Annotated in this window: 19 protein-coding genes; 16 read left to right on the top strand and 3 right to left on the bottom strand. The window is 28.2% G+C overall.

Going from position 1 to position 22,318, the window contains the following annotated elements; genetic code table 11:
• Positions 1 to 536: 536 nt before the first annotated feature.
• Both VJI95_RS05530 and VJI95_RS05525 read left to right on the top strand, forming a co-directional pair.
• Positions 537 to 5,354, top strand: a complete 4,818-nt coding sequence (locus tag VJI95_RS05530) for a S8 family serine peptidase (protein ID WP_324010545.1) — start codon at positions 537 to 539, stop codon at positions 5,352 to 5,354.
• A gap of 204 nt (positions 5,355 to 5,558) precedes the next feature.
• The gene (locus VJI95_RS05525; RefSeq protein ID WP_323999377.1) at positions 5,559 to 5,996 is read left to right on the top strand and encodes a GNAT family N-acetyltransferase; all 438 of its coding nucleotides are present in this window, start codon (positions 5,559 to 5,561) and stop codon (positions 5,994 to 5,996) included.
• Positions 5,997 to 6,095: 99 nt separating this feature from the next.
• On the opposite strand, the gene VJI95_RS05520 is transcribed toward VJI95_RS05525, so the two are convergent.
• Both VJI95_RS05520 and VJI95_RS05515 read right to left on the bottom strand, forming a co-directional pair.
• On the bottom strand, positions 6,096 to 6,464 hold the full coding sequence (locus tag VJI95_RS05520; RefSeq protein ID WP_323999379.1) for a hypothetical protein: 369 nt from the start codon (positions 6,462 to 6,464) through the stop codon (positions 6,096 to 6,098).
• A gap of 350 nt (positions 6,465 to 6,814) precedes the next feature.
• Positions 6,815 to 6,961, bottom strand: a complete 147-nt coding sequence (locus VJI95_RS05515; RefSeq protein ID WP_323999383.1) for a hypothetical protein — start codon at positions 6,959 to 6,961, stop codon at positions 6,815 to 6,817.
• A gap of 211 nt (positions 6,962 to 7,172) precedes the next feature.
• Between VJI95_RS05515 and VJI95_RS05510 the strand changes: the two genes are divergently transcribed.
• The 14 genes from VJI95_RS05510 (at position 7,173) to VJI95_RS05445 (ending at position 21,442) form a co-directional block, all read left to right on the top strand.
• Positions 7,173 to 8,309, top strand: a complete 1,137-nt coding sequence (locus tag VJI95_RS05510; RefSeq protein ID WP_324010544.1) for a cysteine desulfurase family protein — start codon at positions 7,173 to 7,175, stop codon at positions 8,307 to 8,309.
• A complete protein-coding gene (gene thiI / locus VJI95_RS05505; RefSeq protein WP_324010543.1) occupies positions 8,309 to 9,481 on the top strand; it encodes a tRNA uracil 4-sulfurtransferase ThiI in 1,173 nt (390 codons plus the stop codon). Before VJI95_RS05510 ends, thiI begins: the two co-directional genes overlap by 1 nt.
• On the top strand, positions 9,471 to 10,382 hold the full coding sequence (locus VJI95_RS05500; RefSeq protein WP_323999389.1) for a DMT family transporter: 912 nt from the start codon (positions 9,471 to 9,473) through the stop codon (positions 10,380 to 10,382). The genes thiI and VJI95_RS05500 overlap by 11 nt, the downstream gene beginning before the upstream one ends.
• Before the next feature lie 51 nt (positions 10,383 to 10,433).
• A complete protein-coding gene (locus tag VJI95_RS05495) occupies positions 10,434 to 11,237 on the top strand; it encodes a DUF6612 family protein (protein ID WP_323999391.1) in 804 nt (267 codons plus the stop codon).
• A gap of 185 nt (positions 11,238 to 11,422) precedes the next feature.
• Complete coding sequence (locus VJI95_RS05490) at positions 11,423 to 12,295, top strand: DUF6612 family protein (protein WP_323999393.1); 873 nt, start codon at positions 11,423 to 11,425, stop codon at positions 12,293 to 12,295.
• A 146-nt stretch (positions 12,296 to 12,441) separates the two neighbouring features.
• Positions 12,442 to 13,275 carry a DUF6612 family protein gene (locus tag VJI95_RS05485; protein WP_323999395.1) on the top strand — a complete coding sequence of 278 codons (834 nt, stop codon included), beginning with the start codon at positions 12,442 to 12,444 and terminating at the stop codon, positions 13,273 to 13,275.
• Between the two features lie 125 nt (positions 13,276 to 13,400).
• Positions 13,401 to 14,270: a DUF6612 family protein gene (locus VJI95_RS05480; protein ID WP_324010542.1), complete on the top strand. Its 870-nt coding sequence runs from the start codon at positions 13,401 to 13,403 to the stop codon at positions 14,268 to 14,270.
• Positions 14,271 to 14,311: 41 nt separating this feature from the next.
• On the top strand, positions 14,312 to 15,169 hold the full coding sequence (locus VJI95_RS05475) for a DUF6612 family protein (RefSeq protein WP_324010541.1): 858 nt from the start codon (positions 14,312 to 14,314) through the stop codon (positions 15,167 to 15,169).
• Positions 15,170 to 15,280: 111 nt separating this feature from the next.
• A complete protein-coding gene (locus VJI95_RS05470) occupies positions 15,281 to 16,156 on the top strand; it encodes a DUF6612 family protein (RefSeq protein ID WP_324010540.1) in 876 nt (291 codons plus the stop codon).
• A 174-nt stretch (positions 16,157 to 16,330) separates the two neighbouring features.
• Positions 16,331 to 17,215, top strand: a complete 885-nt coding sequence (locus VJI95_RS05465; RefSeq protein WP_323999404.1) for a DUF6612 family protein — start codon at positions 16,331 to 16,333, stop codon at positions 17,213 to 17,215.
• A gap of 152 nt (positions 17,216 to 17,367) precedes the next feature.
• Positions 17,368 to 18,225: a DUF6612 family protein gene (locus VJI95_RS05460; protein ID WP_323999405.1), complete on the top strand. Its 858-nt coding sequence runs from the start codon at positions 17,368 to 17,370 to the stop codon at positions 18,223 to 18,225.
• Between the two features lie 398 nt (positions 18,226 to 18,623).
• Positions 18,624 to 19,760 carry a hypothetical protein gene (locus tag VJI95_RS05455; protein ID WP_324010539.1) on the top strand — a complete coding sequence of 379 codons (1,137 nt, stop codon included), beginning with the start codon at positions 18,624 to 18,626 and terminating at the stop codon, positions 19,758 to 19,760.
• A gap of 199 nt (positions 19,761 to 19,959) precedes the next feature.
• On the top strand, positions 19,960 to 20,910 hold the full coding sequence (locus VJI95_RS05450) for a DUF6612 family protein (protein WP_324010538.1): 951 nt from the start codon (positions 19,960 to 19,962) through the stop codon (positions 20,908 to 20,910).
• A gap of 28 nt (positions 20,911 to 20,938) precedes the next feature.
• Positions 20,939 to 21,442 carry a hypothetical protein gene (locus VJI95_RS05445; protein WP_324010537.1) on the top strand — a complete coding sequence of 168 codons (504 nt, stop codon included), beginning with the start codon at positions 20,939 to 20,941 and terminating at the stop codon, positions 21,440 to 21,442.
• A 208-nt stretch (positions 21,443 to 21,650) separates the two neighbouring features.
• Here the strand turns inward: VJI95_RS05445 and VJI95_RS05440 are convergent, their stop codons facing one another.
• Positions 21,651 to 22,160, bottom strand: a complete 510-nt coding sequence (locus tag VJI95_RS05440; protein WP_324010536.1) for a hypothetical protein — start codon at positions 22,158 to 22,160, stop codon at positions 21,651 to 21,653.
• Positions 22,161 to 22,318: the final 158 nt, after the last annotated feature.

The following is a 22,318-nucleotide window of genomic DNA, read 5'->3' as shown; positions in this document are numbered from 1 at the left end:
TTTACATCGGCTGGGTACCCGGGAACCTTGTTGCTTCGCAATAAGAACCCCACCCTTCCACGATGCTTTACATCGGCTGGGTACCCGGGAACCTTGTTGCTTCGCAATAAGAACTCCACCATTCCACGATGCTTTACATCGGCTGGGTACCCGGGAACCTTGTTGCTTCGCAATAAGAACCCCACCCTTCCACGATGCTTTACATCGGCTGGGTACCCGGGAACCTTGTTGCTTCGCAATAAGAACTCCACCATTCCACGATGCTTCACATCGGGCGGGTACCCGGGAACCTTGTTGTTTCACAATAAGGCTAATATTTTATTTAAAAAATTAGGTTCAGTAACTAAGGATGGGGAGTAAATTTTTAAAAATACTCCCTTTTTATTTTATTTTTAGAAATATTTTTTAAATTTTATCACGTCTTCGGAAATATTACTTTAAATGGTATATACAAAACTAGATAAATATGTTATACTAATAAAGTAATATTATTTATATTACATTTATTTATTTTTACGTTGAAGGAGGGTTTTTCTATGAGGAAAAGATTTTTGACTCTGATATTAACGTTTTCATTGTTACTAAGTAGTACAAGTGGAATTTTTGCTAATGAAAAAGTTAATACAGCTCCAAAAATTACACAAGCTCAAAATAAGTTTAAAGGTGACGAAAACGAAGAAAAAACTTATATTGTAGTTTTGAAAGAGAATTCGAAAGTAAATTTTGAGAGCTTAAAGACGGAAGAAGGAAAGAAAGCGAGAGAAGCACAAACTAAGGCATTAGTTAATTCTTTTAAAGCTGAACTTTCTAAAGCAGGTATAAGCTATGAAACATATTATGAATATGACTTTTTATTTGCTGGAATTGCTTTAAAAACTAAGGTTAAAAATATTGAAAAAATTTCAAAAATGGCTTCTGTTGAGTCAGTTGAAGTTTCAAATGAATTTTTAAAACCTAAAGTTGATGAATCTCAAAAGGAATTCAATGCGAAGAGAAGGGAAAGAAGCTTAGATTCAAATAATCTAATGAAGGTTACAGATGAACTTAGAAAGAAATATAATGGACAAGGTAGAGTTGTAGCCGTACTAGATACAGGTGTTGATGTAAATCATGAAATTTTAAGAGTTTCTGATGTTTCAAAAGGAAAGTTTCCAACTAAGGATTCTATGAATCAAAAGATGAAAGAAGCCGGAATTAATTATGGTAGCTGGAGAACTGACAAAGTTGTTTATGCTCATAATTACAGTACAAATGGAAAGAATGTAAAGGAAGAAATGAGAGAAGAATCTCATGGAATGCATGTTTCCGGTATTTCAGTTGGAAATCCAGAAAAAGAATATGAATTTACTCAACCAGATGGAACAACTAAGAAAGAAAGAATAATAGGAACTGCTCCTGAAGCTCAACTTATTTTTATGGGAGTTTTCCAAGGACAATCAACATTTACTCACATTTATTCAAAAGCTGTTGAAGACTCTGTAAAACTTGGTGCTGATAGTATCAACTTGAGTTTAGGTGCTCCTAACGGTTCTATCGCATCTGTTGGTAAAGCTATGGAAAAAGCTATAGCTTTCGCTAGAAAAATGGGTGTTATCGTAGCAATTGCAGCTGGTAATGACGGTCATTTCGGTGCATTTAGTGATAAACCTCCTGTTACAAATCCTGACTATGGGACAGTTGGACAACCGGGGGTTGCAAAAGATGCTTTAACTGTTGCAGCTATGTATACAGATGTTGAAAGAGTAAGAACAATAAGTATTGAAGGCATTAAAGGTGTAATAAAAACAGGAGATTTCTTCCCAGGTTATGATAAAGAAGGAGACCCTAATCCTGAACAAAACTTTGTACCTTCTGGTCAAGATTCACAAAGCTATGATATAGTTGATGCAGGTCTTGGAAATGAAGATGCTGACTATAAAGGTCAAGATGTAAAGGGTAAAGTTGTAGCAGTTAGAAGAGGCGCTAAAACTTTTGCAGACAAAATTATTTTAGCTCAAAGTAAAGGTGCAAAAGGTGTTATAATTTACAACCACGAACAAGGTGGAGAAGAAATTATAAATATGGCATTTGGAGATCAAACTAAAGATGTTAGAATTCCATCTGTATTTATAGGAAATGCCGGCGGAAAACAAATTCTTGCAAATTTAGATAAAAAAGTTAAATTCGCTAGACAATTAACAGCTCTTCCTTACGCAAAAGGTGGACAATTAACAGACTTCTCATCTTATGGATGGGCATCTGACGGAACTTTCAAACCTGATATAACTGCTCCAGGTGGACTTATTTATTCTTCAATAAATAATAATAAATATGCAACTATGAGTGGGACTTCAATGGCAACTCCTCATATTGCAGGTGCTGTAGCTCTTGTAAGAGAAAGCTTAAGCCAAAGACATCCTGAAATTAAGGGAGAACAAGAATATGACATTCTAAAAGCAATAATGATGAGTACAGCCGATCCTGTTAAGGAAGCTGGAAGTGATGATTATGTTTCTCCTAGAAAACAAGGTGCTGGTGCTATCAATGTTGAAAAGGCTACAAGTACTGATCTTTACGTAATTGACAGCAATAATAATCCAAAAGTTTGGTTAAATGACGTTGATAGTAAATTTGAAATTAATTTAAAAGTTGTAAATATTGGAAATGAAGCAAAAACTTTAAAATATAAAACTGTTTTAGGTACTGATGCTACTGAAAATGGAAAATTTGCTTTAAAGACAAGAACTCTTGATACAATCGAAGGAAAAGAAATCACTGTTCCTGCTAAGAGTTCAGTAAATGTAAAAATAACAGTTGACGCTAGCAAATTTGATAAAGAATTAAGTCAACAAATGCCTAATGGTTACTTCTTAGAAGGTTTTGTATTCTTTGAAGATGCTAAAGACGGTGGAAAAGAAGTTAGTATAGCATTTAGTGGATTTAAAGGAAAATGGGCTAATTTACCACTTTGGGAAAAACCTATTTATGACTATGATTTTAATAAAGAATTACCAATGTATATGAGACAAGGAAATACTTTTACAGGAAACTTTACATCTCTTGTAACTGTTGAAAATAACCCATATGCATTATCAAAACAATGGACTAACAAAAATGGAGTACAATTCAATTTTGTTGGTAGTAAAGGCGAAATTCCTCTAGGTTTTGACTCAGGTAAATTATCATTCTCAAAGGATAATTTGGCAATTTCTCCAAATGGAGATAATAACAAAGACTTTGTTGCATTTAAAGGTGTATTCTTTAGAAATTCACAATATTTAAAAGCTAAAGTTTATGATGAAAGTGGGAATCTTGTTTATGAAAATGGATCAGGTTATGCTCAGAAAAATAGCAATAACTACAATCCAAATGCTGGAAGATCTAATCTTATAACTCAAACTTATTGGGATGGAACATCTAATGGCAAGACTCTTCCTGAAGGCAAGTACAAGTATGTAGTAACTGGAAATTCTGAAGTTGGTGGTTCTGGTTTTGCTGAACAAAAATTAGAATTTGAAGTAAAAATTGACATTACTGCTCCAAAGATTGCTAAACCTAAGGTTGAAGGTAATATTTACAAACCAGAAATTACAGATAACTTAAGTGGTATTGATAAAACATTCTTAAGATATCTTGACAAAGATGGAAAAGTTAAATGGATAAATCCTAAAGATGATGGTACTTTTGAAATTCCTCAAGGAATAGATCATAAAAATATCTATATTCATACTTTTGACCATGCTGGAAATATTTCATCACTTAATTTAGATGGCTCTGAATATTCTGCACCTCAAATAAAACCACAAGATTTAGGAGCAAATATTAAACCAGTATTTAGAGTAACAAATTATAAAGACTTTGAAGGAAATCATATTGAAGGTTCAGAAAAACTTAATATGTTCCCAATAGAAATTAATTGGAGACAAGATGTTGAAGTTAATGATGGAAAAGGTTGGAAATTATTAAGTGATTACAACTATTCTAATGGATTAGTAAATGTTGCTCCAGGAAGTTATGAATTCAACATTGCTCAAATTCCTGATGTATATGAACCATTAAAAGAACAAAAAAAGACTGTTAAGGTTGAAAAAGGTAAAGAATCAGAAGTTGTTTTTGAAACTAAACAAAAAGAAGAAAAGATTCCAAAGGGACATGGAGAAGTTAATTTCAGATTACAAATAGGTAATTATCCTGAAAACTATATGGGAGTTGGTGGAACTTATGTAATCAAAGATAAAGATGGAAATGTAGTTAATAGAGATAATCTAAAAACTTACACTAAGTTATACGAATCTCCAATCAAAGACAAAAATGGAAAACTTACAGGAGTTAATTTCCACAGAGATTTAATGACTATTTTACCTGTTGGAGAATATACTGCTGAAATTGTAACAAAAGATGATTCTTTAAAATTTGAAACAACTTCAATTAAATTTAAAGTTGAAGAAAACAAACCAAAGAGAGTAGTCTTCAAAACACAAGAAACAATAAAAGATATAGTTAATATTGCTTTTGAAGGTTTGGATAAACTTCCTGAAGGAGTAAAAGTAACTCTTGAAAATCTTAATACTAAAGAAAAAACAGAACTTCAAGAAAGTAAGTTTAACAAGAAAGTATTCTATGGTGAAGTTGATCGTGGAAAATACAGAGTTAATATAGAAGTTCCTAAAGGATATAAAGTTGATAGACCTTCTTTCGATATTACAGTTGCAAATGATAAAGTTAAAGAAATTGTAAATATCAAGAAGATGGTAACATTGACAGATAAAAATAAGAAAGTTACAGTTTCAAGCTTTGATTTAAAAGACGATTGGACTTTAGTAGCTGATGTTAAAGATAAAAACTCAGTTGAAAAATTAAAAGGTTCTGAAGCTGATTTATACGACATCTATTTCCTTGATAAAAACAATACAAAAATCAAACTACCTAAGGGAGAATATAATGTTTCTATAGTAAAAGCTGAAGGAAAGACAGCAAAAGATGTTTATTATGTAAATGAAAAAGGCGAGCTTGACAAAGAAAAATTTGAAATTAAACAAGACGATAAAAATGTAACATTTACAACAACTCACTTCTCAGGTTATGCGGTGGATTATGGCAAGGCTGAAAATAATCCAGATAATCCGGATCCACAAAAACCAGATCCACAAGTTCCGGACCCACAAAAACCAGGAGAACCGGGCAAACCAGAACAACCGGGCAAACCAGAACAACCGGGCAAACCAGGAAAGAACAAACCAGGACAAAAAGGTTCTAAAAATAGAAAAGGGCTTTCAAGGACAAATCTTAATTCAAATATTTTAGGACTTATTGGAGTAGCGGTTATTTCTTTAGGAATAGCAGTGGTCGTAAATAAAAAGAGAAGAAGTAAATAAGAAAAGATAATTTAAAAAGTGGTTACGATGTAGCCACTTTTTTGTAATAAGTTTTTTGGAAACTTTATTATTCATCAAAGCATCGAAATAGTAGTTTTTATTATGAAGACATTTTATTTTATATTGAAAATTTTATTGCAGAGCTTAAAAAGAAATGTTATAATTATAAAAACGAGATAGAATATCAATAAAGAGAGGTAGTATATGAAAATAAAAAAAGTTTTAAAAGAAGATTTAGAAAAACTTATTCCAAGTTTTAAAAAAGCATTTAATGAAAGTGAATGGAATCAAAAATGGACAGACGAAAGTGTTAGAATTTCTTTATCCAATATTTTTGATTTTCCACATTTTTATGGGCTTATTGCCATAAAAGAAGGTATTCCGGTTGGGGCTATATTAGGACATATACAAACTTTTAATGATGGAAAAACATATTATATTGATGAACTGTTTGTTGATCCGATTTTTCAAAAACAGGGAATAGCAAAAGCGTTATATAGTGATGTTTTGAAAGAATTGAAAAAAATGGGAGTTTCCGGAGCGTTTTTTACAACTTTAACAAATTCTTCAGCATACAATTTTTATAAATCTCAAGGAGCTATACATTTGGAGGATAGTGCTGTATTTTATCATCCTTTTTAATAAATAGTATTTAAGCGATTACAAAAAGTAGTCGCTTTTTATATGGTCTTTTATAAAAAAAGTGACCTTTCGGCCACTTATTAAATTATTTACTTCTGATTAATTATCCCAATTTTTTCTTGAAAAATAAGGAAGGATTAAACCTATCAGTATAAAAATTGCTCCCATTAGAGAAAATTCATTCATATTTTTGATATATACAACGAAAAATATAATCCCTAAAATTAAGAGTTCTCCGAATATAACATAGTTTTCATAGTATTTTTCAAAATATTTATTTCTAAATATTTTAAATTTTCCTATTTTGGTAAAAAACACTAAATAGGAACTTATACAAATACAAGTTACAGCTATAATAGTAATATAAAGTTTATCCACATTTAGTAAATGTAAAAATGCAATTATAAAACCGGAAAACAATACAACTAAAAATGATTTGTATAAATCTCCTGTACTCATTCTTTTCATTTTTTATTCCCCTAATTTTTAATTAATAAAATTATTATATAAATCTCTTAAAGCACTGTTTAGTAATAAGATTGCTTATTTTATGTATCTACGATACATTTACTTTTGATTGTTTACAATCAAAAGTATGAGATTTTCGCAGTCAATTGTACTCAAATCAAAGATTTGAACAATCTTTGCGTCAGACCTACTTTTGTTTACAAGTAAACAAAGTTAGGGCTAGATTCACTACACTCTACTTCGCTATGCTTCGTTCCGTTACGGTCGAAATGACGTATAAGAGAATAATCTTCATTTGATAGATTGACGTAAAAAGTAAATAAACTTCAAATAAATATAAATTAATAAAATTATTCGTCTTTATTTTCCTTCAAATATTTATCTAATGCTTTTGAGAGTTTAAGTAAAACTATTAAGCTCATAATGCCTAATACGACTTTGAATAAAACTCCCAATATAGAAATAAATTGTATCAATTCAATATAATTGTCTTCCATAATGTCCTCCTTAAAATAATTCTCATACATTTAAACTTTAATCTGCTATATATTATTTTATATCTATATAATAACATAAAGTTTAAAATCGTGCAATAGTTTAATTTATTAAATTTAAATAACTTTTATTTAATATTGTAATTTTTTTGTTGCTTATTTCTTGATTTTATATTAAAATATTGTTAATGAAAAGAGTTTTTAAGGAGTTGTTATGATTTATTTAGATAATGCCGCGACTACAAGAGTTCGCGATGAAGTTATAGATATTATGGTAAAATATTTAAGGGAAAATTATGGAAATCCGTCATCGCTTTATGATTTTGGATATTCCGTTTCTAAAGATATAAATTCTTGTAGAGAAGTTATTGCAAAATACATAAATTGCAAGGCTGAAGAGGTATTTTTCAACTCCTGTGCAACGGAGGGAAATAATACTGCAATTTTTGGAGGGGTTTCAACTGCAAAGGGAAAAAATATAGTTTCAACAGAGATAGAACACTCTTCCGTTTTTAATGTCTATAAATTTTTAAAAGAGAAAAAAGAGATTAGATTTTTAAAATTGGATGAATTAGGCTATATCGATATTGAGAGCGTAAAAAATCTCGTTGATGAAAATACTGAAATAGTTTCAATAGCCTATGTTCATAGTGAGCTTGGCATTATTCAAGATGTTGAAAGCATTGGAAAAGCTATTAAAGAAAAGAATAAGAAATGTATTTTTCATGTTGACTCCGCACAGGCTTTCGGGAAAGTCAATATTGATGTAAAAAAATCCAAGATTGATATTTTAACTTTGAGTGGGCATAAAATTCATGCTCAAAAGGGAATAGGAGCAATCTATGTAAATAAAAATATAAATTTAAGACCTTTTGTTTTGGGTGGAGGTCAGGAAAAAGACTTTAGATCAGGAACGGAAAATGTCGCAGGAATAATGGGTTTAAAAGTTGCTACCGAATTTATGTATGAAAATATGGAGAATAGAAAAAAACATTTGGAAAATTTAAGAGATTTACTGATTTCTGGTATTTCAAAAATTGAGAATCATAAATTTTTAACTAATAAAGACGGAGTTCCAAACATTGTAACAGTCGCTTTTGAAAATATTAGAAGTGAGGTGCTTTTACATTTCTTGGAGAGTGAAAAGATTTATATTTCAACAGGCTCTGCTTGTAGTAAGGGTAAAAAGAGCAGAACTTTTGACGGAATAGGTCTTGATAACAAATACAATGACGGAGTTGTAAGGATTTCTCTTTCCGAGTTTAATACAGAAGAAGAAATTACAATTTTTATTGAAAAATTAGAAAAGTATGTAAATGAAATTAGAATGATTATGAAAAGAGGAAGATAATGGATTATTTAATTAGTGTCAGCTTTGGAGAGCTGACTTTAAAGGGAGATAATAGAAAAGATTTTGAAAATAGAATAATAAGAAAGATAAAAAAGGCGATAGCAGATTTTGAAGTAGAAGAATTTTACAAAGAACAGGGAAAAGTCTATATAAAAGCTGATAGAGAGCTTTTTGATGAAATGATTGAACAAATCAAAAAAGTTTTTGGGATTTTCTATATCTGCGAAGTTTTAAGAACTGAAAAAAAACTTGAAAATATAAGAGAGGCAACAAGAGTTTTAGTGAGTGATTTAGGAATAAATGAAGAAAAGACTTTTAAAGTTTTTGTAAATAGAGTTGATAAAAAATTTACTCCAAAATCTCCTGAGCTTTCAAGAGAGCTTGGAGGCGTTGTTCTTAGAAATTTCGGAAATCTTTTAAAGGTTGATGTTCATAATCCACAAATGCCAATTTTCGTAGATGTTAAAGAATATGTATATGTCTATGTAAAGAGATATAAGGGCTTTGGTGGACTTCCAATAGGCTCAAGTGGAAGAGGACTTTTGCTTCTTTCAGGTGGAATCGACAGTCCCGTTGCTGGTTTTGTCATGGGTAAAAGAGGTATGGAAATTGGAGCAATACATTTTCATTCCTATCCTTTTACAAGTGAAAGAGGAGAGGAAAAAGTTAAAGACCTTGCAAAAATACTTTCAAATTATGTTGGAAAATTTACAATGACAAGCATAAACCTTTTACCTATTCAAAAGGAAATTGCAAGTAAATGCCCTGAAAAAGAAATTACTATTCTAGGCAGAATTTTTATGATGAAAATTGCAGAAAAACTTGCGATTAAACAAAATTATCACGCTTTAATTACAGGAGAAAGTCTTGGACAGGTTGCAAGTCAAACTATTCAAGGAATTACAGTTGTGGATAAATCTACTGAAATTTCAATTTTAAGACCTTTAATTGCAATGGATAAAACTGAAATCATTGACATTGCAAGAATGATTGACACTTATGAAACTAGTATCTTACCTTTTGAGGACTGTTGTACTGTGTTTTTACCAAAACATCCGGTAACAAAGCCAAAGATTGAAGATATAAATAATAGTTTAGCTCTTTTAGAAGTTGATAAACTTATTGACGAAGCATTGGCTAATAAGAAAGTGTATGAAATAAATGAACAATAATACAAAAGGATTTTTATATACAATTTTAGGTGCAATTTGTTGGGGATTTTCGGGGTTTTGTAGTGATTATTTATTTTCTGTAAAGAAAATATCTCCCCTTTGGGTTTCTCCCATAAGACTTTTGACTGCATCTATAGTTCTATTTTTTATTTCACTTTTTGTGGTTGGTAAAAAAACTTTTGAGCCACTAAAAGATAAAAAAGATATTTTAAGGCTTGTTAATTTTGGAATATTTGGACTTGTAGGAGCTCAATTTACATATCTTATGGCAATTTCCTATTCAAATGCAGCAACAGCAACAGTTTTACAATATTTAGGAGTATCATATCTAGTTATATATGTATGTATAAGAAATTTAAGATTTCCGACAAAGGTTGAATTTGTATCTTTGTTATTTGCATTAGTCGGGACATTTTTAATTACAACACATGGAAATCTAAATTCTCTTTCAATAAATTCAAAGGCGTTATTTTGGGGATTGCTTGGGGGAATTGGACTTGCAGCCTATAGTTTAACCCCCGTTGAATTACTTAAAAAATTTAATTGCTTTTCAGTTTTAAGTTATTCAATGTTTATTGGGGGAGTTTTTTTGACTTTACTTTTAAAACCTTGGACAATATCTGTTGAATTGGAATTTTTAACAACTCTTGCATTTTTAGGACTTGTTGTAATTGGAACTGTAATCTCATTTTTCCTTTTTATGAGTGGAGTTAATTTGATAGGACCAGTAAATGCTAGTCTTTTAAATACATTTGAGCCGTTATCAGCAATATTTTTTAGCGTAGTTTTGCTTAATTTAAAATTACAATTTATTGATTTTATTGGATTTTTCTTTATAATTTCAACAGTATTTATACTAAAAATAGGAGTTAAGAAGAATATTGGAAAACAGATGAGGTAACACGGCTTTGCTTTTTATTGAAAAGCATTAAAATATAGTTATACATTTATTATGGAGGTATACTATGAAAAAATTACAAAAAATATTGATGCCCTTGCTATTTCTTCAATTTCTATTGGAGCAGTTGCTTGTTCATCTCATAAGGTTACTAATGAAGAGCTTGTTAAAAAGGTTAATGAAGCCACAAAATCAGCAAAAAGTTTAAAATCTAAAAATGTAAGTACAGTAAGTATAGATGTTAATGGTAGGAAAGTAACTACAAATTTTGATTTAGAAACTGAAATGACTAAAGAACCATCAGTTGTAAAAATTAGTAGAAAGTCTGAAACATCAGGACAAACTATTAATGGTAATATGTATATTACTGGAGAGGCTGTTTATTTCCAAAATAGTTATAGTAAAGAGTGGTTGAATATTCAAAATGAAAGTTATAAAAAATCATTTGAGGCTCAAAAACCATCAGCTGATTTTGGAAATATGGTTGAACTTTTGACAGCTTTGGAAAAGAATTTTAAAATAGAACAAAAAGATTCAAACTATGAAGTTACTTACTCAGGAACCGATGATGTAGTTAAAGAACCTTTAAAAAAGATTATAGTTGCTAGTCAACCTAATTCACAAAAAGTGATTCAAAACAATATCGAATTGGAACAATTTGATGCAAAATTCATAATTGATAAGAAGACATTTAACCTAACAGAAGTTAATATAAAAACTAAAATTAAAGCTTCTATTTCAAACCAACCATTAATCATAGAAATAGATTTTAATGTTAAATATTATGATATAAATGAATTAAAAGAAATAACAATTCCAGATGAAGTTAAAAATGCTAGGGAATGGAAGAAAAATTAAAGAAGAACCTCAACCTAGCACGACATATCAGGAGGTTGCCGGAGAGCCTTGTTGTTTCACAACAAAAACTTTAACGCAGATAAATTAGACATTTATCTGCATTTTTCTTTATAAATTTTGGAGGGCTTTACTTTTATTTAAAAATATATTACTATATAATTGTACTTTTATTTAGGAGGTTTAATATGAAAAAGTTACAAAAATTTTTGATGGCTTTAGCAATTTGTTCAATTTCTATAGTAGCAGTAGGTTGTTCATCTAAAGATAACAAGGATAATAAAGATAATACGACTACTACAAGTGAGAATAATACTACAGGCGAAGATTCAAAAAATAAAAATACTGGTAAATTAACAAATGAAGAGCTTGCTAAGAAGTTTGATGAAGCCACAAAGTCAATGAAAAGTTCAAAGGCAAAAGTAAAAAATAATACGTCTATGGATTTGGCAGGTAAAAAGACAAGTACAAATATGGATATGGATGTAACAATGACTTTAGATCCGTTCGTTTTTAAAGTTGGTGGAAAGATGACAACATTGGGACGATCCGTTGATATGGATATGTATATTACAAAAGAAGCTACTTACGTTAAGAATACATTGACTAAAACTTGGCTGAAGATTGCTGATCCAACAATGAAAAGTTCATTTGAATCACAAAAAAATGTTGGAAATCTTGAAGGAATGGTAGAACTTTTTAAGTCTATTGGGGATAAAGCAAAAGTAGAAGAAAAAGATTCAGGTTATGAAATTACTTATTCAGGAACAGATGATGCTGTTAAGGAAGCATTGAAAAAAATCATGAGTTCAAGTCAACCAAAAGCGAAGGGATTGCTTGATGGGATGGAAGTAAGTAAACTTAATATCAGATATGTAATTGATAAAAAGACATTTTTCCCAAAAGAATATGAAATGACAACAACTGTTAAACTAAAGCAAAATGATAAAGAATTATCTTTTGATATGGATTTAAAAGCAAGTTATTCAGAAATTAATGAAGTTAAAGAAATAACAATTCCAGATGAAGTTAAAAATGCTAAGGAATGGAACAAGAATTAAAGAAGAACCTTATTGTTTCACAATAAAATTTTTAATGCAGATAAATTCGACATTTATCTGCATTTTTTTATAAATTTTTTGATACTTTACTTTTGTTTGAAAATATATTACTATATAGTTGTACAACAAATTAGGAGGTTTTTTATATGAAAAAAGTACAAAGAATATTAATGGCTCTTGCTGTTTGTTCGCTTTCTATAGTGGCAGTAGGATGCTCTTCTGATGAAAAGAAAAATACAACAACAGATAATACAAAAGAAAATAGTAAATTATCAAATGAAGAATTATTAAAGAAGGTTAATGAAGCTTCTAAATCAATTAAGAATTCAAAGGCAAAAGTTACAAATAAAACTAGTTTAGATGTACTTGGAAAAAAGACTGAAACTATTTTTAATATGGACATAATAGTAGGTTCTGATCCCACTATTGTTAAAGTTACAGGTAATATGATAGCATTAGGAAGAACTATTAATATAAATACTTATATTACAGAAGACGCTGTCTATGCTTTAGATCCGGAAACTAATGAATGGTTTAATATTAAAGATGAAACAACTAAAAAAGCAATGCAATCACAAAAAAACGCTTCAAATCTAGATGGAATGTTAGAAATGATGAATGCTTTGGATAAGAATTTGACAGTAGAAGAAAAAGATTCAGAATATGAAATTACTTACTCAGGAAATGATGATGCTGTTAAGGAAGCTCTAAAAAAAGCTTTAAGTAATAATCAACAAGATTTAGGTCAAGTATTGGATAATATTAAATTGGATAAACTTGAATTGAAATATAAAGTTGATAAAAAGACATTTATGCCAAAAGAGTATGAAGTGAAAACAACCATAAAATATCCTAATAAAGATAAAGAGACTGTATTTCAAATGGAGCTAAAAGTAGAGTTTTCTGAAATCAATGAAGTTAAAGGATTAACAATACCTGATGAAGTTAAAAATGCAAAAGAATGGAAAAGAAGCAACTAATCATAAAAGCAAAAGCAGATGAATTTTAATTTATCTGCTTTTTTTCTTTAAAAATATTTTTAAGTCTTTACATTTTTAAAAAAATATATTAATATATACTTGAATATTTATTTAAGGGGGATATTATGAAAAAACTCAAAAAAATTCTAATGATGTTGGCAATTTGCTCTCTTTCTGTTGTGGCAGTTAGCTGTTCTTCTGAAGAGAAGAAAAATACTACAAATGAAACAACAGAAAAGAAAGAGGCAACAGAAAAGAAAGAGGCAACAGAAAAGAAAGAGGTTAAATTATCAAATGAAGAAATTTTTAAGAAAGCTACTGAAGCTACAAAATCTATAAAAAGTTCAAGACAGTTAACTGATTATAAGGAATCTATTTCTTCTGATAGGGATATGATTCTTCAAAGTATAATTATGCAAGTAACAACAAGTGAGAATCCTACTGTTACTAAACTTTTAAGTAATTTGAAGGATGATATAAAAAGTAGAGATTTTAATATGTATTTTACTGAAGATGCTTCATATGCTCAAGATTCAGAAACAAAAAAATGGTATAATGTTAAGGATGCAGGTAGAAAAAAAACATTTGAGACACAAAAAAATTCTGTAAATATTGAGGCAATTATAAAAGTTCTGCAATCAATCGAAAAGAATTTGAAAATAGAAGAAAAAGGTTCAGAATATGAAATTTCTTATTCAGGAGCAGAAGTTAATCTTAAAGATTATTTAAAACAACTTTGTTTTGTCAATGCACCTCTTACTGATAAGCTTTTTGAACTTACAGATTTAGAAAAATGTGATATAGTTTACAGAGCTGATAAGAGTTCATTTATGCCAATAGAATATACAGTTAAGATTAAAATGAAATTTAAAAAAAGTAAAAAAGAGAGTTATTATGTATTTGATTTTAAATCACAATATTATGATATAAACAATGTTGATCCAATTACATTACCTGATGAAGTAAAAAATGCAGAGGAATGGAAAGGGAAATAATTTTATTACTACATATTTAATATTTATTTATGGGGGATATTATGAAAAAATCAAAAAAATATTTAATGGCATTAGCAATTTGCTCACTTTCTGTTGTTGCCATAGGCTGTTCTTCTAATGAAAAGAAAAATACTGCTAATGATACAAGTGAAACAACTGACAAGAAAGAAAACAAATCAAGTAAATCATCAAATGAAGAAATAGTCAAAAAAATTACTGAAGCTACAAAATCAATAAAGAGTTTAAAACAAAAAACTGAATTTAAAACTTCTTTTGATGTAAATGGTAGTAAAAGAGAAACTGCTATGATTGTGGATATAACAACAAGTGATAGCCCTACTATTACTAAACTTGCAAGTACACCTATTAACTTCAAGGGGAAAAATAGTATGATGATGTATTTTACTGAAGATAATTTTTATGGCCATGATGCTATAACAAATGAATGGGCTAATATTAAAGATGAATACGGCAAAAAACTTATGCTATCACATAAAGAGGCTTCAAATATTGAATGGTTAATCGAACTTATAAATTCTGTAGAAAAGAATTTGAAAGTCGAAGAAAAAAATTCTGAATATGAAATTTCTTTTTCAGGAGCTGATGATTCTATTATAAATTATTTAAAAAAAGTAATGGTTATATTTATGAATGAAAATTCTATAAATCAATTTCTTAACGATGCGAATGTAGAAAAATTTGAGATTCTTTATAAAGTTGATAAAAAGACATTTATGCCAAAAGAATATACTGTTGAAATTTATACAAAATCTCGTAAAGTCAAAAAAGAAAGGTATTTTGTAGTTTCTGTAAACGGAGAATTTTCTGATATTAATAAAGTTAGCCCGATAAAAATACCTGATGAGGTTAAAAATGCAGAAGAATATACAGGAAATTAAATTTTAAGCAGATAAACTAATGTTTGTCTGCTTTTTATGTAATATTTAAGTCTTTACTTTTTTAAAAAAATATATTACTATATAGTTAAATATTTATTTATGGGGGATATTATGAAAAAATCAAAAAAAATTTTAATGGCATTAGCAATTTGCTCACTTTCTGTTGTTGCCATAGGCTGTTCTTCTAATGAAAAGAAAAACACTTCAAATGGAACAACAGAAACAACTGAAAAGAAAGAAAATAAAGAAACAAAAGAAGATAAAACTGAAAAATTATCAAATGAAGAAATAGTTAAAAAACTAACTGAAGCTTTTAGTTCAATTAATAGTTCGAAGCAAAAAACTGAATTTAAAAATACTTTTAATTCATTTGGTCGTAAAGCGGAAACAACTTTAATTATGGATGTAATAACAAGTTCTAATCCTACTATTTCTAAAGTTTCAAGTACAATGATTGATTATGAAAGTAAAGATAGTACAACTATGTATTATACAGAAGATAAATTTTATGCTTATGAATCTAGAACAAAAGACTGGTATAATATTAAAGATGAAAAAAGTAAAAAACGAATGTTATTACATAAAGAAGCTTCAAATATTAAAGGAATTATAGATTTTATAAACTCTATAGAAAAGAATTTGAAAATAGAAGAAAAAGATTCGGAATATGAAATTTCTTATTCAGGAGCAGATGATTCTATTAAGGATTATCTAAAAAAAATAATGATTTTATTTTTGAAAGAAAAAACTCAAAATAAGGTTAATAATCTTCTAAATGTAGAAAAAATTGAATTATTTTATAAAATTGACAAAAATACATTTATGCCGAAAGAATATACTGTTGAAATTAATTTAAAAATTGTTAGAAACGGAGAAGAGAATGTTTTTAAAATAAATGTAAAGGGAGAAATTTCTGATATAAATAAAGTTGAACCGATAAAAATACCTGATGAAGTTAAAAATGCTAAAGACTATACGGGTAAATAAAATTTTAAGCAGATAAACTGATGTTTATCTGTTTTTTATTGTGAAATAACAAGGTTTCTAAGCACTACCCGATGTGGTATATTATGGGGTTCTTATCTAAAAAAGTATTAAAGTATTTACTTTTTTTAAAAAATATATTACTATATAATAGTACATTTATTAAGGAGGTTTAATATGAAGAAGGCACAAAAAATTTTAATGGCTCTTGCCTTTTGTTCTCTTTCTGTAGTGGTGGTAGCCTGTTCATCTAAAGATGATAAAAATAAAACTACTACGACAGATAATAAAGATAACTTAAAAAAAGAAGAAGAAAAAGGAACTAAAGTAGATAGTTCAGAGTTTCTTCAAAAATATACAGAAGCTATCAAAACAGTAAAAAGTTCAAAGGCAGTAGTTGAAAAAAAACAGACAGTAAATGGTGAAAATGGAACATCTGTTTCCACTGTAACTATGGATATGGCAATGTCTGATAATCCAACTATTATAAAAATTTATCGTACTAGTTTAAGTTCTGGAAATAAAAAGACAGAGAATGAACAATATATTACAGATAGTACAATTTATAGTCAACATTATAAAACTAAAGAATGGTCAAAAGCTACTTTTGAAGCTCTTAGAAAGCTAAATGATGGAAGAAGAGACCTTGTAAATTATAAAAATGCTTTAGAATTTTTGACAACTGTAAAAGATAATTTGACAGTAATACAAAAAGGTTCGACTTATGAAGTTACTTATTCAGGAAATGATTCTTCTCTTGGAGATTTAATTTCGAAAGTACTAATTTACATTGATAAGAGTGCAGAAAAGTTACTTAAACAAGTAAAACCTACTAATTTTGAATATAAATTTATAGTAGATGCAAAGACATTTTTACCAACAGAATTTTATATTAAGGCTAAATATGATTACTACGAAAAGGGACAAAAAGTTGATGGACTTGGTATGATTGAAGAAATATCAGCAAAGTATTCAGATGTAAATAAGGTTGAAGCTATAACAATTCCTGAAAATGTTCTAAATGCAAAAAATGCAGATCCAAATTTGCCTAGTTTACCTTAGGCAAATTCAAATCCAGAATAATAAATGACAAAAAAGCAGATTATATCTGCTTTTTTTATTGTAAAGTATTCTTGCTGAGATTGATATTAAAACTTTACATTTTATTAAATATATATTACAATATAGTTATACATTTATTAAGGAGGTATGTTATGAAAAAAATACAAAAAATATTGATGGCTTTAGCTATCTGTTCAATTTCCATTATATCCGTAGGATGTTCATCTAATGATAAAAATAATGAAAATGGTACTACTAATAATACTAACGAAAATTCAAATGGTAAATTATCAAATAAAGAGCTTATTAAAAAGATAACTGAAGCTTTAAAAACTGTAAAGAGTTCAAAAGCAACCGTTCAAAGTACAGTAAATTTAAATATGGCAGGTCAAAAAGCAGAAGTATCTTCACAAATTGAAATGACATCAACTTATGAACCTTTTGTACTTAAAATCGTAGGAAAGGCTAAATCTTTTGGACTAGAACAAGAAAATAACATGTATATTACAAAAGAGGGTACTTATGTTCAAAATGCAATAACTAAAGAGTGGGTGAAAGCTAATAATGAAGTAGCAAAAAAGCAAACTGAATCACAAAAAGATCCTACAAGTTTTGATACAATGTTAGAAATAATGAATTCTGTTGAAAAAAATCTAACAGTAGAAGAAAAAGATTCATCTTATGAAATTTCTTACTCAGGAAATGACCAAGCTATTAAGGAAATTTTGGAAAAAATTTTATCTAAATCTGGGGTTAATAGACAACAAAGCTTAGCAAAATTCTTTACTAATATTAACCTAGAAAAATTTGAAGCAAAATTTGAAATCGATAAAAAAACACTTTTCCCAAAAAGCTATTCTATGAAAGTAAGTATGAAAGCTGGCGAAAATGAAAAGCAAATGAGTTTGGATATGGATTCAAAAACAGAATTTTCAGAAATCAATCAAATTAAAGAGATAGTTTTACCTGATGAAGTTAAAAACGCAAAAGAATGGAAAGGTAATAACTAAAAAGTAAAAACTAAAATGCAGACATTAAAGCTTGTCTGCATTTTTTATTGCGAAGCAACAAGGTTCCCGGGCACCCAGCCGATGCGAAGCATCGAGGAAGGGTGGGGTTCTTATTATAAAATAACAAGGCTATCGTATATCAAATAAAAATACTGCCCCCAAATTTAGAAAAATGATTTAGGAGATTTTGTATAAATCAATTATATTTTAAAAGTATTGATAAAAGAAAAAATATATGTTACTATGAAAATGATAATATATATCTTTATAGTTATCAAATGTTTTTGTGAGAGGTAAGAATTATGAATTATAAAAATTATCATAGATACAAAAATGGAGACAGCATTATAAAGTAATGGATATTCTTATTATTTAAATAGATAATTAAAGGAGAAAAAATGATAAAAACAAGAAAAAACATAGTTATTTTAGCTTTTAGTTTAGTGATTATTTCTGGATTGTTTCTATTTTGGAAATTACAAAAAAAAGATAAAATATCAAATCAAAATTCAAATGGGGCAAAAATAACACAAGAGCAAAGAAATAAACTTGTCTTTGGAGTTGTAAAGACTACTAATTTCACAAAAAAAACTACTATATTGGGTTATGATAAAGATTTGAATTTGATTGCAGATGTAGATTTTCCCTTTAAAAATGTAGGACATTTTGCTAATCATACTACCTTTAATAAAGAATCATATTTTGGACAGGTAATTGGGCATGAATATAATCATGAGGGAAAAGAAATTTTAGAAGTTAATTTAAAAGACTTTTCGTATAAAACTTATGAAGTTGAACGAGCCGGTCTTTATACTATTGCAGAAAATAAGAAAAATGTTTTTGGAACTACAAACTCAAATGGAGTTTCATATATTACGGCAACAAGTAAGGATGAAGGAAAGAAAAAAACGATAGAGCTAAAAGCTGAGTATATTTCTGCGAGTTTTGCAAATGAAAAACATTTATTTGTAATTTCCTCTAAAGATGATCTTACTAAAGAAAGTAAAATAGGAGAAACTTTTTTGTATATCTACAATAATGAATTAGAACTTGTAAAAAAAATTGAACTTGAACAATATGAATATTTTAGGATAAGTAAGATAGAAAATAAATATTATTTTGCTAATTCTGAGAATTCTGAAAATAAAAATTTTATGTATGTTTTTGATGAAAATACATTTGATTTGAAAAAAATTGATTTGCAAACTAAAAATGTTGTAGATGTTACAATTTCAGGAGAATATTATATTTTAGGAAGTGCTAATTCTGAATCTCCACATAAAGGAGGAATTACTTTTAAAAATATAAAGACAGGAGAGGAGATATTTCATAAATTAGAGCCTGGAGCAGATAGAATGTTTAAAGTTGATAATTATCTTTATGTTCTTCATGAATATGAGAATAAAAATCCTACTATAGCAAAGTATGAAATAAATGGAACAGAAATAAAAAAAATCAAAGAGGTGCCGTTAAAGATTGATGATGTACCTAATGATAATCAATTTGTAACAGGAATGTTTCTGTTTGACAAGTAAATTTTATAATTAATTTTTAATAAAAAATGCAGACATAAGTTTGCATTTTTTATTGTGAAATAATTTTTTTAATATTGTGATTTCTACAGTCAATTGTATTCAAATCAAAGATTTGAATAATTTTTCCGTCAGAAATACTTTATATTTACATTTTATACTAAATGTATTACAATTAACTATATATATTTTGGAGGTTTATATGAAAATAATAAAAAAAATTCTACTGATTTTTTCAATTTGCTTATTTTTTATAGTAGCCGTTGGCTGTTCATCTAAGGTTGACAATACTAAAAATGAAGAATTAGTTAAGAAAGTAATAAAAGCCACAAAATCAGTAAAAAGTGCAAATGCAAAAATTGAAACTAAACAAAATTTTATAAATTCAGATCAAAATATGAACTCAACAATAACTCTTGAAACTTCGATGACCACTGATCCATCCATTGTAAAAGTAAGTCGTAATACACAAAGAAATGGGCAGAAGTTTGAGAGTATGTTGTACATTACAGATGACACTGTTTATATAGAAGATGTTAAGAATACAAGTTGGAAGAGAGCTACAAATGAAAAGCTTAGAGAAGGATACAATCTTAAACGAAAACTTACAAACTTTGAAATGGTAACTGAATTTTTAACTGTTATTCAAAATAAGATAAAAATAGAAGAAAAAAATTCAAATTATGAAGTAACTTATTCAGGAAGTGAGACTTCTGTTAATAAAATCTTTACAAAAATTCTGAATTCTGTCCAAACAGGTACAGAGGAATTAAGAAAGCAGTTGCTTATAGAAAATCTTGAAGTAAAATATATAATTGATAAAAAAACCTTTTTACCAATAGAATGTGAAATAAAAGCTAAATTTGCATATTTCAAAGATGGGCAAAGAGTTATTTCCGTTTCTTTAGATGAAGAATTTACGGTAACATATTCTGATATAGATGAAGTTAAGGAGATAATAATACCTGAAGAAGCAAAAAATGGAAAACTAATTGAATCTGAAGTATCGTATAATAAGAACCCCACCCTTCCACGATGCTTTGCATCGGGAGGGTACCCGGGAACCTTGTTGCTTCGCAATAAAAACCTCACCCTTCCACGATGCTTCGCATCGGGTGGGTACCCGGGAACCTTGTTGCTTCGCAATAAATAAAAAATTATCGAAAAGGAGTTAAAATCTGATGTATATTCTGGAAGGTATTGCAAAAGCAATAGGATTAGTCGTTTTAATATCAATTTTAATGTTCTTTGCAAAGAAACCAACAAAAGAAAATAAATTTGAAGCAAAAAAATACATAAAATGGATTATTTTAATAGAAATTATCTTGATTTTTTATGTAATACTAATACGATTATATTTTGGATACAGCTTTCTTTCTTACACTTTTGTTATTGGAATAATCATATCAGCAACTACAGCTTATAGACTTATGGTGTATATTAGAGAAATGGCTTGGTTATGGTTTTTTAAAAAATATGGAGATTATAGTAAAGGAAAAGCTCCATTATACTACTTTAAATATCATCTTTACAGTCTCTTTTTTGGAGAAAAAGGAGGTCATTACCTTCTTTTTGGATTTGTTGAGATAATACTTATACTATTTCCAATGGTAATACTTTCTAACTTACTAGCTTTTCTAATTTCAAATTTAATTTTAGGAAATAGCTTGAGTATTGTTATATAAACAAGCAAAGTTATGGCTAGATTAACTTCACTCAGCTTCACTTGATTTCGAGAGAAATGACATATAGACATAAAACTTTAATTAAATGTTTGACGTAAATATTAAAAAACTCTAAAAATTATTATAAATTGTATAAGAAGCAAAAAGCTCATTTAATATAACTTCGCAAATCTAAAATAGTATTATGTTGATAAATTTAACATTTTAGTTAATTCAAAAGATGTAAAATAAAAAATGAAACTGTAGTAAAAATTAGTGCTACAATACTCATCATTACACAACCTTTTAAAAATCCAATAAAGTGAAATTTGTAATTTTTATTTCCATTATAGTTCTCAGTTTTTGGTAGTACAAAATATTTGAATGATAAAAGACAAATAAATAGCCAATCAATAATTACTAAATCAACTATATTCCAAGTCATACAGATAATCCATAAGTGAATAAATATTTTTCTAAAAGATAATTCTTGTCCTCTATATTCCAATATTGCAAATACAATTAGTAATCCAAAAATTATGATAAAGCTAGTAGCTGCAAATATGATTCCTAGTTTTTTGTGTTTTTTTGAGGGTTTTTGTATATTTGCAATTTCTCTTACATCTTTTGGGTAATCATGTTCAATAGTAAAAGGGAATATTCTAACAGATATAGATACCATAATTACCCAAATAATTGACCAAATAATTGACTCTACAAATATTATTTTTATATCCAATAATACTTACCTCCTATTATCTTGATTATACCATTTTTTTTTATTATTTTATAGATTTAACTGACGCATTATATATTGTTTTTGTAGTAATATTTCTATGAAAATACTAATTATTTGACTTCCTTATTTCATTTTATACAAACTAAAAAGCGACTAAG

The organism is Parvimonas sp. C2, from assembly GCF_035282405.1.
GTDB lineage: Bacteria > Bacillota > Clostridia > Tissierellales > Peptoniphilaceae > Parvimonas.
The sequence above is the reverse complement of the archived record's forward strand: the minus strand, read 5'-3'. Positions and strand labels throughout refer to the sequence as shown.

Bases quoted from the DNA above. Each gene is read 5' to 3' on its own strand.
- VJI95_RS05455 (WP_324010539.1), top strand. From the start codon at position 18,624: ATGATAAAAACAAGAAAAAACATAGTTATTTTAGCTTTTAGTTTAGTG.
- VJI95_RS05530 (WP_324010545.1), top strand. From the start codon at position 537: ATGAGGAAAAGATTTTTGACTCTGATATTAACGTTTTCATTGTTACTA.
- VJI95_RS05470 (WP_324010540.1), top strand. From the start codon at position 15,281: ATGAAAAAATCAAAAAAAATTTTAATGGCATTAGCAATTTGCTCACTT.
- VJI95_RS05485 (WP_323999395.1), top strand. From the start codon at position 12,442: ATGAAAAAAGTACAAAGAATATTAATGGCTCTTGCTGTTTGTTCGCTT.
- VJI95_RS05465 (WP_323999404.1), top strand. From the start codon at position 16,331: ATGAAGAAGGCACAAAAAATTTTAATGGCTCTTGCCTTTTGTTCTCTT.
- VJI95_RS05500 (WP_323999389.1), top strand. From the start codon at position 9,471: ATGAACAATAATACAAAAGGATTTTTATATACAATTTTAGGTGCAATT.
- VJI95_RS05475 (WP_324010541.1), top strand. From the start codon at position 14,312: ATGAAAAAATCAAAAAAATATTTAATGGCATTAGCAATTTGCTCACTT.
- VJI95_RS05490 (WP_323999393.1), top strand. From the start codon at position 11,423: ATGAAAAAGTTACAAAAATTTTTGATGGCTTTAGCAATTTGTTCAATT.
- thiI (WP_324010543.1), top strand. From the start codon at position 8,309: ATGGATTATTTAATTAGTGTCAGCTTTGGAGAGCTGACTTTAAAGGGA.
- VJI95_RS05495 (WP_323999391.1), top strand. From the start codon at position 10,434: ATGGAGGTATACTATGAAAAAATTACAAAAAATATTGATGCCCTTGCT.
- VJI95_RS05480 (WP_324010542.1), top strand. From the start codon at position 13,401: ATGAAAAAACTCAAAAAAATTCTAATGATGTTGGCAATTTGCTCTCTT.
- VJI95_RS05510 (WP_324010544.1), top strand. From the start codon at position 7,173: ATGATTTATTTAGATAATGCCGCGACTACAAGAGTTCGCGATGAAGTT.
- VJI95_RS05515 (WP_323999383.1), bottom strand. From the start codon at position 6,961: ATGGAAGACAATTATATTGAATTGATACAATTTATTTCTATATTGGGA.
- VJI95_RS05445 (WP_324010537.1), top strand. From the start codon at position 20,939: ATGTATATTCTGGAAGGTATTGCAAAAGCAATAGGATTAGTCGTTTTA.
- VJI95_RS05525 (WP_323999377.1), top strand. From the start codon at position 5,559: ATGAAAATAAAAAAAGTTTTAAAAGAAGATTTAGAAAAACTTATTCCA.
- VJI95_RS05460 (WP_323999405.1), top strand. From the start codon at position 17,368: ATGAAAAAAATACAAAAAATATTGATGGCTTTAGCTATCTGTTCAATT.
- VJI95_RS05450 (WP_324010538.1), top strand. From the start codon at position 19,960: ATGAAAATAATAAAAAAAATTCTACTGATTTTTTCAATTTGCTTATTT.
- VJI95_RS05520 (WP_323999379.1), bottom strand. From the start codon at position 6,464: ATGAAAAGAATGAGTACAGGAGATTTATACAAATCATTTTTAGTTGTA.